12 protein-coding genes are annotated in these 13999 nt (G+C 62.9%); all 12 read right to left on the reverse strand.

What is annotated here, in order from left to right; genetic code table 11:
* Position 1: 1 nt before the first annotated feature.
* Complete coding sequence (locus tag RAH42_RS06940; protein ID WP_078016489.1) at positions 2-895, reverse strand: tyrosine-type recombinase/integrase; 894 nt, start codon at positions 893-895, stop codon at positions 2-4.
* 71 nt (positions 896-966) lie between these two features.
* Positions 967-1494, reverse strand: coding sequence for an NUDIX hydrolase (locus tag RAH42_RS06945; protein ID WP_078016488.1), 528 nt, complete (start codon positions 1492-1494; stop codon positions 967-969).
* Positions 1495-1530: 36 nt separating this feature from the next.
* Positions 1531-2463 carry a methionyl-tRNA formyltransferase gene (gene fmt / locus RAH42_RS06950; RefSeq protein WP_317539127.1) on the reverse strand — a complete coding sequence of 311 codons (933 nt, stop codon included), beginning with the start codon at positions 2461-2463 and terminating at the stop codon, positions 1531-1533.
* Positions 2460-2939 (reverse strand): peptide deformylase, encoded by a 480-nt coding sequence (gene def / locus RAH42_RS06955; protein ID WP_317539128.1) that lies wholly within the window; start codon positions 2937-2939, stop codon positions 2460-2462. The genes fmt and def overlap by 4 nt, the downstream gene beginning before the upstream one ends.
* A 159-nt stretch (positions 2940-3098) precedes the next feature.
* Positions 3099-4655, reverse strand: a complete 1557-nt coding sequence (locus tag RAH42_RS06960) for a S1 RNA-binding domain-containing protein (protein ID WP_317539129.1) — start codon at positions 4653-4655, stop codon at positions 3099-3101.
* A complete protein-coding gene (gene ispH, locus RAH42_RS06965; protein ID WP_120372100.1) occupies positions 4648-5529 on the reverse strand; it encodes a 4-hydroxy-3-methylbut-2-enyl diphosphate reductase in 882 nt (293 codons plus the stop codon). The genes RAH42_RS06960 and ispH overlap by 8 nt, the downstream gene beginning before the upstream one ends.
* On the reverse strand, positions 5526-6473 hold the full coding sequence (gene miaA / locus RAH42_RS06970) for a tRNA (adenosine(37)-N6)-dimethylallyltransferase MiaA (RefSeq protein ID WP_296427912.1): 948 nt from the start codon (positions 6471-6473) through the stop codon (positions 5526-5528). The genes ispH and miaA overlap by 4 nt, the downstream gene beginning before the upstream one ends.
* A complete protein-coding gene (gene mutL, locus RAH42_RS06975) occupies positions 6470-8296 on the reverse strand; it encodes a DNA mismatch repair endonuclease MutL (RefSeq protein WP_317539130.1) in 1827 nt (608 codons plus the stop codon). The genes miaA and mutL overlap by 4 nt, the downstream gene beginning before the upstream one ends.
* Complete coding sequence (locus RAH42_RS06980; protein ID WP_317539131.1) at positions 8296-8433, reverse strand: hypothetical protein; 138 nt, start codon at positions 8431-8433, stop codon at positions 8296-8298. Before RAH42_RS06980 ends, mutL begins: the two co-directional genes overlap by 1 nt.
* Positions 8430-10877, reverse strand: coding sequence for a DNA mismatch repair protein MutS (gene mutS, locus RAH42_RS06985; RefSeq protein WP_317539132.1), 2448 nt, complete (start codon positions 10875-10877; stop codon positions 8430-8432). The genes RAH42_RS06980 and mutS overlap by 4 nt, the downstream gene beginning before the upstream one ends.
* Positions 10878-11300 (reverse strand): Holliday junction resolvase RuvX, encoded by a 423-nt coding sequence (ruvX, locus tag RAH42_RS06990; RefSeq protein ID WP_078016480.1) that lies wholly within the window; start codon positions 11298-11300, stop codon positions 10878-10880. It abuts the gene before it with no gap.
* Positions 11301-11302: 2 nt separating this feature from the next.
* A complete protein-coding gene (gene alaS, locus RAH42_RS06995) occupies positions 11303-13951 on the reverse strand; it encodes an alanine--tRNA ligase (RefSeq protein WP_317539133.1) in 2649 nt (882 codons plus the stop codon).
* Positions 13952-13999 lie beyond the last annotated feature (48 nt).

The following is a 13999-nucleotide window of genomic DNA, read 5'->3' on the forward strand; positions in this document are numbered from 1 at the left end:
GTCAGGCCCGAGGATGGGCGCGGTCGTACACGTCGCGCAGTTCGAGATCGAAATGCAGATATTTCTCCGTCGTGGCGATGGAGCTGTGCCCCAAAAACTCCTGCAGGGTCCTCAGGTCCATGCCGCGGCGCAGCAGATGCGTGGCGATGGAATGGCGCAGCACGTGAGGAAAGAGGCGCTCCTCGGGAACGGAGGCCATCTTGCCGCGCTTCTGCACGATCCGCCACAGGTCGACCCGGCTCAGCGGCTCCCGACGCGAAGAGAGGAACAGCATCTTCTCCGTCTCGTCGCCGTCGAGAAACTCCTGCCGCTTCTGCAGATAGACCTGAAACTGTCTTTTCAGATCTTCGGCAAAGGGGACCTGCCGTTCTTTGCTCCCCTTGCCGAGGACGATCAGATTCTTGTCGTCGAGATTCAGCGAGCCGACTTTCAGCCCGCACAGCTCGCTGGCGCGGATGCCGCAGTTGGCCAGCGTTTCCAGAGCGGTGCGGTCGCGGCAGTCGTAATAACTGGGACCGTCGCAGGCGTTGAGGATGCGCTGGATCTCCCCCTCGGTGAGGATCTTGGGGAGCTTCTTCGACTTCGCCGGCAGCACCGGGATCCACGTACCCATCGGCAGGTCGCCGTTGAGGACGCGAAACTTCACCCAACTCCTCAGGCCGGCCACGATCAGCTGGATCGAGGAGCTGGCGCGTCCCTGGCTCTTCAGCGCACGGATAAAGCTGGAGAGAGCTTCCTGAGCGACGTCGAGCGGGTCCAGCCCCGCCTCTTCGCAGTAGGCGCGCCAGAGCTCCAGACCGCGGCGATACGTTTCCGCCGTGTTTTTGCTCTGCCCGCGCTCCAGCAAGATATAATCCTCAAAAGCGGCGCGCGACGTTTCGAAGGATACGGGCATACTCGTTCGCCTCCAGATAAAAATAAGGAACGGCTTGCGCCGTTCCCTATCATACCATTTTTTATGGGAAATTACCTGGCGCGGGCAAAGTACCAGGCCAACGCCATCAGCGTCTTCGCGTCCTGCGGTTCGCTCGAATCGAGCAGCGCGCGCGCCTGTTCGTCGTCGAAGCGCAGCAGCGCAATGTCCTCGTCGTCGTCCGGACGGAGAGGATCCCAGGCAAGTTCTTCGGCCAGAAAGACGAACAGCTTTTCGTCGGAAAAGCCCGGCGACGAGTAAATCGCCGGCATCGGCGTCCATTTGGCGGCCCGGTAGCCGGTCTCCTCGCGCAGCTCCCGCTGCGCCGACTGCAGCGGCTCCTCGCCGCGCTCCATCACCCCGGCCGGGATTTCGATGATCTCCGCGTTCAAGGGATAGCGGAACTGGCGCACGAGCAGAAAGCGCCCTTCGCCGTCGCGCGCCAGGACGGCCACGTCGCTGCGGTGCTCGACCACTTCGCGCGTGGCGCGGCGGCCGTTTCGCGACACTTCCACCTGATCGACGCGCAGGTTGAGGATCTTGCCCTCGTAAAGGCGTTTGGAAGAAAGACAGCGTTCCATAGGATGACCTCCCGTCAAAAAATCTCCGCTGATCGGTCAGGCGTCGAGCGTTTCGTCTTTTTCGAGGCGCAGCCCCTTGCCCCAGTCGCCCGCCGCCATCGGCCTTTTTCCTTCCGGCTGGACCGTCAGCAGTTCCAGGGCGCCCTGCGGCGTGCCCAGGAACAGCCGGCCGCCCGCGGCGAAAATTTTTCCCGATCCGGCGTCAGGATGCGGCGCCACACGGGTCTCGAGAATCTTCACGCGCCGGCCGCGGAACGTCACGTACGCGCCCGGCGCCGGGCACAGGCCCCGCACCAGGTCATGGAGTTTTTGCGCGCCGAGCGCGAGATCGAGCCGCGCTTCGCTTTTGTCGATCTTGGCGGCGACCGTCGCCAGCGCCTCGTCCTGGGGCGTCAGCGCGGCCGTCCCGTTCAGCAGCGAGGCGACGTTCTCCGTAAAGAGGCGGGCCCCCGCCACGGCCATGCGTTCCAGCAGCCCGCCAGCGTTCTCCTCGGGACCGATCGGGCAGCGCCCCTGCAGCCACACCGGGCCGGCGTCCATCTTCTCCACCAGGCGGAACAGGGACACCCCCGTCTCCGTCTCGCCGCTCATCAGCGCCCGCTGCACGGGAGCCGCGCCGCGATAGCGCGGCAGCAGCGAAGGATGGATGTTGATGCAGCCGCAGCGCGGCCCGTGCAGCCACGGCTCGCCGACCTTCTGGCCGAAGTCGATCACCAGGATCAGCTCCGGCTTCTCGCTTTCGTAAAGCCGGATCAGATCTGCGTCGCGATTCACCGCGGCCGCATGGCGAAGCGGCAGTCCCAGCTTCAGCGCCGCTTCCTCCACGGGCGTGACTCGCGCCTTCAACCCGCGGCCGGCAACGCTCGGCGGGGCCGTCACGACGAGCTGCGGCCTGCACTCCGGGGCGATTTCCTCCAGGCAGCGGGCCGCAAAGCCGCCCGTCCCGAAAAACCAGATCTTCGCCGTCATTTCCGCTTCATCAGCCGCTTGCGGATCAGTTCCCGCTTCATCGGCGAGAAATGGTCGATCAGCAGCTTGCCTTCCAGATGCTCGATCTCGTGCTGGAACGCGCGGGCGACAAAACCTTTCGCCTCGTGTCGGCGCCTGGCGCCCGTTTCGTCCTGACACTCCACCACGACGCGCTCGGCGCGCTCGACCTCGCCGAAAATGCCGGGGAAGCTCAGGCAGCCCTCCTCGCCCCGCTGCGTCCCCGTCGCCTCCACGATGACGGGATTGACCAGCACGTAGCGTTCGCCTTCAAAGCAGACCACAGCCACTTTTTTGGACACGCCGACCTGCGGCGCGGCGATGCCGACGCCGTCGTCGTCTTTCATGACGATCGTCATCTCGTCCACAAAGACCTTCAGCGCCTCGTCGAAAACGGTCACGGGCCGAGTCGCCCGTCTCAAAACAGGATCGGGAAATTCTACGATTTTCAGCTGCATCGGATCACATGTTCCTCCCACAATATTTTGTTTCTATTCTAGCCGTTTTGCGCTTTTTCTGCACCTGTTTTCGCCGCCCGAAATATTCGCGACGCTTTTTCACGAAGCAGTCATAAAAAAGAGCCATCTCTCGCGAGACGGCTCTTTCTGTACGGTGCGTTACTTTTCTTCGAGGTTGATGCCGCTGAAGAGGTCGCCCAGCGTCACGCCGGTGTCCTCACTGAAGCCGGAGAATTTTTCCGCCTCGGCCTTGCGGCGGGGCTTGGGAGCTCTTTCGCTTCTGGAGATCGAACCTTCATGACGAGGCGCCTTTTCACCCTGAGTCGGAGCATTCTTACCGCGCTCGGCAGCCCTCTCGCCGGCCTCGATGGCGCTGATGCTGAGGCGGATGCGGCGCTCGGCGGGATTCACCTCGAGGACGCGGGCGGTCACTTCCTGACCTTCCTGGAGCACGTCGCCGGGCTTTTCGACGCGGTGCGTGCTGAGCTGGCTGATGTGGATCAGGCCTTCGACGCCCTTCTCGATCTCGACGAACGCGCCGAAGTCGGCCAGGCGCACGACCTTGACGGTGATGTCCTGTCCCTTCGCGTAGCGTTCCTCGATGCCCTTCCAGGGATCGTGCAGCTGCTTGTAGCCCAGGCTCATGCGCTTCTTTTCGGGATCGATGTCGAGCACGATGGTCTCGACTTCCTGTCCCTTGTGCAGCACCTCGCGGGGATGCTTGATGCGGCTCCAGCTCAGGTCGCCGATGTGGATCAGTCCCTCGATGCCGGGTTCCACCTCGACAAAGGCGCCGAAATCGGTGACGTTGGTGACGACGCCTTTGGTCTGCTGATCCTTCTGCCAGCGCTCCATCACCGTGTCCCAGGGATTGCCCTGAGCCTGGCGGATGCTGAGGCTGATCTTGTTGTTTTCCCTGTCGATGCCGATGACCTTGACCTTGACGGCGTCGCCTTTTTTATACGTTTCGCGGGACTTCGAGCTGCGCTGCCAGGAAACTTCGCTGACATGCACCAGCCCGTCGAGGGGACCGACGTTGACGAACAGGCCGAAGGTGGTCACGCTGCTGACCGTGCCGTCGAGCACGTCGCCCACGTTGACCTCGCCGTAGAACTTCTCGCGCTTGGCGGACAGATCCTCGTCGAGCAGGCTCCTGCGGGAAAGGACCAAACGGCGTTTGCGCTTGTCCATCTCGAGCAGGCGGACCTGGAACTCTTCGCCTTCGAAGCGGCCGGGATTGACGCCGCGGCCTTCCTCGGCAAGGTGCGAGATCGGGATAAAGCCCTCGAGGTTAAAGCAGTTGACCATCAGGCCGCCCTTGACCTTGCGGATGCCCTTGACGGTGATGACGTCGTTGGCCTTCGCCTTGGACTCGAGCTCCGCCCAGCGGCGATCGAACTCGCAGCGCCAGCGGCTGACGAGAAGCTGGGCTTCTTCGCCGTCGCGCTTGCTCGTCACCTGGACCTCGATCTTGTCGCCGACTTCGGGAGCGGGCTTGTCGTCGACAAGGATGTGGTGCGTCCACTCGCGTTCGGGCAGGAAGCCCTCGCACTTGTATCCTACGTCAACAAGCCAGCCGCCCTCGGTCTTCTCGACCACCGTGCCCTCGATGACCTTGCCGCGCGCGATCTCTTCCGAAGTCGCGTCGTACTGGGCCATAAGAGAGGCCATATCCATGCTTTCTTCTTCAACCTGGTTCTTAACTTCTTCACTCATTCCTGACATCCCCCTGACGTCCTGCGATGTTATGAATCGCGTTATGTAGTTGTTCGATAAGCCAGTCAGGCGTACTCGCCCCGGCCGCAATACCAATAACCCGTTTCTCCAGCACCCACCTCCTGTCAAGCTGACCGGCGTGCTCGATCCACACTGCGTCGCAGTTCGAATCGCGCGCGATACGACATAACTTGCCGGTATTGGCGCTGTCATATCCGCCGATAACGATCATGCCGTCGACCTGAGACGCCAACCGTCTCACGGCCTGCTGGCGTTCGATCGTGGCACGGCAGATGGTGTTGTAGATCCTGAGCTCGTCGGCCACGCCGAGGGCCGCCTTGGCCGCTTCGGCGAGGAGACTTTCTTCCTGTGTCGTTTGAGATACCAATCCCAATTTATGGATTTTAGCAGACGATTTGAATATTGTCGAGGAAAAAAGTGACGGAATCGTCGAAATCACCGTCGAAGGTCCGCGGACATATCCCCGCATGCCGATGATCTCGGGGTGTTTCTCGTTTCCGAGGATCAGAACGTGATAGCCGGCCTCGGACAATTCCCGCGCGTGGTTCTGCGCCGCGCGCACGAAGGGGCACGTGCCGTCGATGACGCTGACGTTCTTCTGCCTCAAATTTTCCAGAATGTCGGGAGCGATCCCGTGCGCGCGGACGAACGCCGTCGCGCCGGCGGGGATCTCCGCATCCGACTGGACGACGCGCAGTCCCATCTTTTGCAGACGCTCGACCTCCTGCGGACTGTGGATCGGGCTGCCGATCGCATAGACCGGCGTCGCCTGCGCCAACGCTTTTTCCACGCATTCGATCGCCCGCTTGACGCCGAAGCACCATCCTGTCGGCACCGCGACGAGCACTTTCATCGCAAGGCCTCGTCAAGGTGTTTTCTGGCCTGGTCGAGCAGCCATTGTCCGTTTTCCGCCGGCGTCTTCTGCGACAGGTCGCACCAGACGGCCGGCGCGAATTTTTTGAACCAGGTCATCTGCCTTTTGGCGAACTGCCGCGTGGCGATCACATCGCCCCGGATCGCTTCTTCCAAAGTCATCCGCCCCTGATGGAACAGGACCAGTTCCCTATAGCCGAAGCCCTGCATCGACGGGAGATCGGGGGAATAGCCGTGGTCGAGCAGCCACTTCACTTCCTCGGGGTAGCCCGAAGAGAACTGTTGGCGCACGCGCCGTTCGATGCCGCCGACGAGGAGATCGCGCGGCTTGAACAGGCCCAGATAGAGCACGTCGTAAGGCGATTCGGCCGGGCGCTCGCGGGCGTACCAGTCGGAAGCCGGACGGCCGGACGTGAGAAAGATCTCCAGCGCCCGGGAGACGCGGAATTTATCGTTGGGATGGAGTCTGACGGCGCTTTCGGGGTCGCAATTCCTCAGCCGCTCGTACAGTTCGTCCGCTTCGAGAGCAAAAAGTTCGGCGCGCAGTTTTTCGTCCGTGGGCACGTCGATGGACAGCAGCCGGCTGAAGAGCGCCTGATAATAGAACGGCGTGCCGCCGACGAAAAGCGGCGCCCGCCCCCGCGCCATGATCCGCCTGACGCAGTCCGCCGCCTGAGCGGTAAAATCGGACGCCGTGTAGACCTGATCGGGATCGGCTACGTCGATGAGATGGTGCGGAATCTCCCGGCGCACTTCGCGGGAGATCTTGTCCGTGCCCACATCCATGTAGCGATAGACCTGGCGGGAGTCCACCGAGATCACCTCGGCGTTCAGCGCGCGGGCGAGACCGAGGCTCATGGCCGTCTTGCCGACGGCCGTCGGGCCGATCACCGCGACGATGGGCGTTTTTTTCGCGCCGCTCACAATCCCAACCTCCCAAAGTGTTTGTCCAGCGCGCTCCCCGTCAGCCGCAGTACGGTCGGCCGTCCGTGGGGACAAGCGTTGGGCTGGTCGCAACGCTCCAGTTCGGCCAGCAGTTGATAGGCTTCCGCCGCTTCCAGCCGCGTCGTCAGCTTGACCGAAGCCTTGCAGGCTTTCGTCGCGAAGACGTTGACCAGCGAGTCAGAGTGCTCCTGCCGTTCCTCGATCGCGTTCAGCGCGCTGCGCAGCAGATCGACGGGCGAAACGCCCGCAACTTTGGCGTGCATGGGCAGCTGCGACAGAGAGCCGTCCTCGTCGATCGCGAAGTTCAGCTCGGCCAGCTTTTCGCGGTTCGCCATCGCGTCGTCCTTCAGCGTCGGCGGCAGCGGAATGGGCATGATCAGTTTTTCCTGCCCGCGCGGATCGGCGCAGGCCTTCAAGATCCGTTCGTAATTGACGCGCTCGTGGGCGGCGTGAGGATCGACGATCAGCAGCCCGTCCGGCGTGGAAAAGACCAGATAGCCCTGAGGCAGCTGGGCGAGATAAAGTTTCCCGTCCGGCGCGGCGCTTTCCGCAGCAGACATGTCGCCAGACGGCGGAACCGAAACGGTCTGACGATAGGAAGCGAAAGGCAGACGTTCGCCGCTCGCCTCCTGCGAACCTCGCGCCGCGAACGCGTTCGGCGACGCGGCGCGGAACACCGGTTCTTCCAGGCGCGAAAACGGATGCGGCTCGCGTTCGGGCAGGCGGCGCCACGCCGTGGAACCGCCCGGCGCCGTCGGCCCGCCGACGGAAAAAGATTCTGCCAGCGCGTCGAACGGAGGCGAAGAAAACGGCATGCGATCGCCGCGCCCACGGATCGGCGCGTCGGAAAATCCCTTGGCAAGACGCTCCGCCGCTTTGCGGATCAGATCGTACACCTCTCCGGAACGGCGGAACAGGATCTCCGACTTCGCCGGATGGACGTTGACGTCCACGTCTTCCGCCGGCAGCGAAAGCATGACCAGCCAGTTGCCGCGCGTCGCCCAGTGGAAACCCTGGATCGCCGAACGGATCACCGCGTCGCTGACGCGGCGGCCGTTCACGAACGAGATCAGCTGGAAGCGGCTCTGCGGCCCCAGATCCTGCCACCACAGCCGCACGGCGGACGCCGCGGCTTCGAAAGCGGAAGCGCGGATCTCGGGTTCGTCGCCCCACATCTGCGCCAGCAATTTCTCGACGCTGCCGCCGCCCGAACTCTTGAAGACGCTCTTGCCGTCGTGGACCAACGAGAACGCGACGGCGGGATAGGCGAACGCGTAGTCCTGGACCAGGCGCGAAATGCGGCGGAACTCCGCCGCGGCCGTCTTGAGGAACTTGCGCCGCGCCGGCAGATTATAGAAAAGATCCTTGACGACCACCGTCGTGCCAGGACGCAGCGGCACCGCCGTGACGCGGGGCACGCCGTTTTCATAGTGCAGCGAAGCGCCTTCGGTCAGTTCGGGGCAACGGCTGTAGATTTCGAAGTGACTGACGGCGCAGACGCTGCTCAGCGCTTCGCCGCGATACCCCAGCGTGGAAATCGCCTCGAGGTCCGCCTCGCTGCTGATCTTGCTGGTGGCGTGTTTTTCCACCGCCAGGGGCAGTTCTTCCGGGACGATGCCGCCGCCGTTGTCCTTCACGGAGATCAGCACCTTGCCGCCCTGCCCCAGTTCCACGTCGATGGCCGTCGCGCCGGCGTCGAGGCTGTTTTCGATCAGTTCCTTGACGACGGAAAGCGGCCGCTCGATCACCTCGCCGGCGGCGATCTTGCGCGAAAGCCCGTCGGGCAGTCGATGAATTCCCATCATTCACACCTCAGCTTTCTGGCCCGCGAGACCAGCCGGTAAATCTGGTCGAGCGCGTCCCGCGGCGTCATCTGATCGGGTTCGAGCGAAGCCACCTCTTCGATGAAAGCGTCACCGGAAAGATCGAACATGCTCACCTGCGCCGACGGCGCAAAACGGTTCGGATCGCCGCGCCCCCCGGCGGTTCGGATTCCAAGCGCTCGAGGATCTCATGAGCGCGTTTGAGCACCACCCGCGGCAGCCCGGCGATGCGGGCGACCTCGATACCGTAGGATCGGTCGGCCGGCCCCGGCTGTATTTTGTGCAGAAAACGCACGCCCTCGTCGGTCTCCTCCACGCCCATACTCAGGTTGAAAAGCCCCGGCATGGTCTTTTCGAGATCCGTCAGTTCGTGATAATGCGTGGCGAAAAGCACGAACGGCTGGACGCCGCAAAGGTTGTGCAGATACTCGATCACGGACCAGGCGATGCTCATGCCGTCGTACGTCGAAGTGCCGCGCCCGATCTCGTCGAGGATGACCTCGCTGCGGGCCGTGACGTTGTGGAGGATGTTCGCGGTCTCCATCATCTCGACCATGAACGTGCTGTTGCCGCGCGCCAGCTCGTCGCGCGCGCCGATGCGGGTGAACAGGCGGTCGGTCAGCGGCAGGCGGGCAGACGCCGCCGGCACGTAGCTGCCGGCCTGCGCCATGATCTGCAAAATCGCGGCCATGCGCAGATACGTCGATTTGCCCGCCATGTTGGGCCCGGTGACGATGGCCGTCCGCCGCGTCAGATCCATTTTCAGGTCGTTCGGGATGCAGGGCTGGCCGCGCAGCGCCCGTTCGACCATCGGATGGCGGCCTTCGCGGATCTCGAGGACCCGCTCTTCGACGACTTCGGGACGGCAGTAGCCGCGTTCCCGCGCCGTGCGCGCGAACGAGTTCAGCACGTCCAGCTGGGACAGTGCGCGGCCGAGCCGCTGAATGGCGTCGGTCCGTTCGAGACAGGCCGCGGTCAGCTCGTCGAAGATACGCTGCTCGATCTCCGCGATCTTGGAATCCGCCTGCAAGCGGCGTTCCTCGTATTCCTTCAGTTCGGGAGAAATGTAGCGCTCGGCGTTGACCAGCGTCTGCTTGCGCACGTACTCCGGCGGGATTTCCGCATTTTCCGCTTTGGCACGGGAAATCTCGATGTAAAATCCGTAAACTTTGTTGTACCCGACTTTCAATTTCGTCAGGCCGATACGTTTTTTTTCCCGCTCCGCAAAGTCGTCGAGCCACGCGTCGCCGCTGTCGCCGAGAGAACGCCATTGATCGAGTTCCTCGTCGCAGCCGGGCGCGGCGATGGCGCCAAAACTCAGGGCGCGCGGCAGTTCCGGCAGCAAGAATCTGTCAAGCCGGGCGCGCAGTCCCTCCAGTTCGCCGGGAGCCGGCAACGCGACCGAACGGCACATTTCGCCCAGCGCCGCGTTGATTTCCGGGTGTACGTCCAGCGTGTCGCGGATCGCGCCGAGATCGCGCGGATTGGCGCTTTTCATGTGCAGGCGCGCGATGGCGCGTTCCACGTCGCGGCATTTCCCCAGCAGCTCGGCCAGAGAACGCGAGACATCTTCGTGGTCGTACAGTTCCTGAACGGAATCCAGGCGTTCGTCGATCCTCTCGATCGAACAGAGCGGACGGGCAAGCCAATCGTGAAGGAGTTTCTTCCCGAACGGCGTGGCGCACTCGTTCATGCACTCGAACAGCGACGCTTCGCCGCCCCAGAGGTCGAGATTGTTCTGCGTATGCCAGTCGAGGTGCATGAACCCCTCCGGCAGGATCTGGGAAATGCTTCTGATGTGGGCCGCCTTCGAGAAACTGGTCTCCTCCGCGTAGCTCACCAGCGCGCTGACGGCGCCGATGCGCGGGTCGCCGCGGCGCAGGCCGAAACCCTCGAGGGAATTGACGTTCCACAGCTGGCACAGCCGCGCCAGTCCGATCTCGGGATCGAAATCTTCCGCCGACATCTCGGAATACGACCAGCCCGGATGGGCTTCGACCTTTTCCCGATAGCCCCGTCCGCGCGGGATCAAAATTTCGCGCGGCGCAAAGGACAGCAGCACCGACCAGGCTTCCTGCGGGGGAAACGTCCCCACCTGCACCGTCGAGGCGCTCGGCGTCAGAAAGCCGACGGTCCACTGGTCATGTCCCAGAAGCAACGAGGCCAGCGACGAGTTGACGGGGCCTTCCTCAGGGATGAAAGTCCCCGGCGTCAGGATCTTGACGACCTCCCGTTCCACCAGCGTGCGTCCGTCGGGCGGCGTCATCTGTTCGCAGACGGCGATCTTGTAACCCTTTTCGATCAGGCGCGCGGCGTATTGATCCACCGCGTGGTGCGGCACGCCGGCCATCGGCATGTTCCTGTTCGAGTCGCGCGCGGTCAGGGCGATGTCGAGTTCGCGCGAGACGAGCTTGGCGTCGTCGAAGAAACACTCGAAGAAATCCCCCATGCGGAAAAAGAGCACGCAGTCGGGATATTTGTTTTTCCAATAAAAGTACTGTTCCAGCATCGGCGTCATCTTGGCGGGTATTTGCTGGACGGGCGCTTTGGGTTCCGTCATCTAAAATCGGTCAGCTCCTTTCGCATCCATATAGCTTTGCAGGATCACCGCGGCGGCGATCTTGTCGACGGACTGTTTGCGCTTGCGGCGCGACACGTTGCCTTCGAGCAGGTAGCCCGTGGCGGTGCAGGTGCTGTAACGCTCGTCCCAATATTTCACGGCGATCATGGGAAAGCGCCGCTGGATCGCCTTCACCACGTCCTGCACGCGCTGCGCCGAGGGGCCGATCGTCCCGTCTTCGCGGATCGGCAGCCCGACGAGCAGACAGCCTGTGTCGTAACGCTCGAAAGCGCGCTCCAGCTCGTCCATCCAAGGCCCCTCCGCTTTCCAGACAGCGATCCCCTGAGCGAACATGCCCAGGGGATCGCTGACTGCCACGCCGATCCTCACAGTTCCGACGTCGAGGCAGATAATTCGGGGCATCGTCAAGCTCCGATGAATTTCGCAACGAGATCGACCGCGGCGGCGATCGCCGCGTCGATTTTGGCCGGCTCTTTGCCGCCGGCCTGCGCCATGTTCGGACGGCCGCCGCCGCTTCCGCCGACCAAAGCGGCCAATTCCTTGACGATCTTGCCGGCGTGGAGTTTTTTCTTTTGCGCTTCCTCGCCGAGCATGCAGAGGATCTGCACTTTGTCCTCCGCCGCTTTGGAGAAGACCACGAATACGGCTTTGGGATCGCCGTCCTTGAACTTGTCGCCGGATTCGCGCAACAGCTCCATGTCCTGTCCGTCCACGCGACCGATATAAAGGTTGACGGCGCCGCCGGCAAGCGCCTTTTTCGCGATCAGTCCGTCGATGCTGCCGGCAAGTCTGGCGCGGGACATCCCGTCGATCTGGCGTTTGAGTTCCTTGATCTCCTCTTCCATGCCCCTGACCTTTTCGATCAGCAGCGGCCGTTTGACGGCCAGGCGCGCGGAAAGTTCGTCGGCGGTGCGGCTCAGTTCCTGAAGCAGGCGCACCGTGGTCATGCCCGTCACCGCCGTGATGCGGCGGATGCCGGAGCCGATGCTCTCTTCGCTGACGATCTTCAGAGAACCGATCGTGCCCGAGGACGAAACGTGAGTGCCGCCGCACAGCTCGCTGGAGAAATCGCCGACGGAGACGACGCGCACGGTCTGGCCGTATTTCTCTTCGAACAGCGCCTTGGCGCCGCTGGCTTTGGCCGCTTCGAGATCCGTCACGACGGTGGTGACCGGCCGGTCGGTCAGGATCGTCGCGTTGGCGAGCGTCTCGATCTCCTCGAGCTGTTCGTGGCTCGGCGCTTCGTAATGGGTGTAGTCGAAGCGCAGGAAGCGGTCGGACACGAGCGAACCGTTCTGGCGCACGTGCCCGCCCAGCACCTTGCCGAGCACGGCGTGCAGGATGTGCGTGGCCGTATGGTTGCGGGCGACGGCAAGATGCCGGTCCGCGTCGACCTGCGCGAGGACGCTCTGACCGACGCGAAGCGTCCCTTTGGTGACGGCGACTGTCTGCATGTTCAGCTCGCCGAAGGGGTGCGTGCTGTCCTTCACGACCGCGAGAACGCCGTCGCCCTTGATCAGCCCCGTGTCGCCGATCTGGCCGCCGCGCTCGGCGTAAAACGGCGAACTTTCGAGGAGGACCATGCCCTCCTCGCCTTCGCCGAGAGCGTCGACTTTCCGTCCCTCCCTGACGAGCGCGCGGACCTTTGTATTGCATTCGCTCTTTTCGTAGCCGACGAAATCCGTGGCGCCGAATTCGTTGGCCAGAGCGTTGAACACGTTCCCCTTGATGACGTTGTTGGCGATCTGCTTGCTGGAGCTGCGGGCGCGCTCGCGCTGCTGCTCCATCTCCTTTTTGAACTCCTCTTCGTCGACCGACACGCCGCGCTCGGCGCAGATCTCGCGAGTCAATTCCAGAGGGAAACCGAACGTATCGTACAGCTGGAAGGCCGCCGCGCCGCTGAGAGTCTTTCCGGCGCTTTCGAGCGCCGCTTTGACTTCGGCGTCGAGCAGCTCGCTGCCCTGGCGGATCGTTTTGCCGAAGCCGTTCTCCTCGATCTCGACGATCTTCTCGATGGTGAGCCGGTTTTCCCCGAGTTCGGCGTAGGGATCGCCCATCAGTTCGATCACGGCGGGAATCACGTCGTTGATGAACGGCTTGTTGATGCCGATCAGGCGTCCGTAGCGGGCGGCGCGGCGGATCAGACGGCGCAGCACGTAGCCCTGGCCGTCGTTGGCCGGCAGAATGCCGTCGGCGATCATGAAGCAGACGGCGCGGACATGGTCGGAGATGACCTTCAGCGCCAGATCGCTCTGACCGTTCTCGCCGTACCTGACGCCGGCGATATCGCCGGCTTTTTTCATGAGCGGCGTGAAGAGATCCGTCTCGAAGTCGTTGCGCACGCCCTGGATCAGCGAGGCAAGGCGCTCGAGCCCCATGCCGGTGTCGATGTTCTTGCGGGGCAGCGGCTTGAAGCTGCCGTCGGCCTGCCGGTCGTACTGCGTGAAGACGTGGTTCCAGATCTCGAGAAAACGATCGCAGTCGCAGCCGGGATGGCAGTCGGGACCGCAGGAAAATTCTTCTCCCTGATCGTAGAGGATCTCGGAATCGGGGCCGCACGGTCCCTGCGGCCCCATGAACCAGAAGTTCTCGTCTTCGCCGTTGAGGACGAGATGGGATTCGGGCATGCCGATCTCCTTGGTCCAGATGTCGAAGGCCTCCTGATCGTCCTTGTAGATCGTCGCGTACATACGGCCGCCGTCGAGTCCAAGAACCTGCGTGAGGAACTCCCAGCCCCAGGTCAGCGACTCGCGCTTGAAATAGCCGCCCCAGGAGAAATTGCCCAGCATTTCGAAAAACGTGTGATGCCGCGCGGTATGGCCGACGTTCTCGATGTCGTTGGTGCGCACGCACTTCTGCGAGGTCACGGCGCGGGCGTATTCCGGCTCCTCGAGGCCGAGATAATACTTCTTGAAAGGCACCATGCCGGCGATGGTGAACAGAAGCGAGGGATCGTCGGGCACGAGCGAAAAGCTCTTGTAATGGTGAGCCCCTTTCGATTCCCAGAAATTTACGAACAACTGACGGATTTCCTTACCGCTGCGATACTGCACGGATGTTCCCTCCTGCACATTTTTAAGAGAAATAATGACGGCGGCGCG

This window comes from Pyramidobacter sp. YE332 (assembly GCF_033060595.1).
Lineage (GTDB): Bacteria > Synergistota > Synergistia > Synergistales > Dethiosulfovibrionaceae > Pyramidobacter.

What these genes read in the sequence shown, in the direction of transcription:
- mutS (WP_317539132.1), bottom strand. Translation starts at nt 10,877, where the DNA reads ATGACGGAACCCAAAGCGCCCGTCCAGCAAATACCCGCCAAGATGACG.
- RAH42_RS06940 (WP_078016489.1), bottom strand. Translation starts at nt 895, where the DNA reads ATGCCCGTATCCTTCGAAACGTCGCGCGCCGCTTTTGAGGATTATATC.
- def (WP_317539128.1), bottom strand. Translation starts at nt 2,939, where the DNA reads ATGCAGCTGAAAATCGTAGAATTTCCCGATCCTGTTTTGAGACGGGCG.
- mutL (WP_317539130.1), bottom strand. Translation starts at nt 8,296, where the DNA reads ATGGGAATTCATCGACTGCCCGACGGGCTTTCGCGCAAGATCGCCGCC.
- ruvX (WP_078016480.1), bottom strand. Translation starts at nt 11,300, where the DNA reads ATGCCCCGAATTATCTGCCTCGACGTCGGAACTGTGAGGATCGGCGTG.
- ispH (WP_120372100.1), bottom strand. Translation starts at nt 5,529, where the DNA reads ATGAAAGTGCTCGTCGCGGTGCCGACAGGATGGTGCTTCGGCGTCAAG.
- RAH42_RS06960 (WP_317539129.1), bottom strand. Translation starts at nt 4,655, where the DNA reads ATGAGTGAAGAAGTTAAGAACCAGGTTGAAGAAGAAAGCATGGATATG.
- RAH42_RS06945 (WP_078016488.1), bottom strand. Translation starts at nt 1,494, where the DNA reads ATGGAACGCTGTCTTTCTTCCAAACGCCTTTACGAGGGCAAGATCCTC.
- fmt (WP_317539127.1), bottom strand. Translation starts at nt 2,463, where the DNA reads ATGACGGCGAAGATCTGGTTTTTCGGGACGGGCGGCTTTGCGGCCCGC.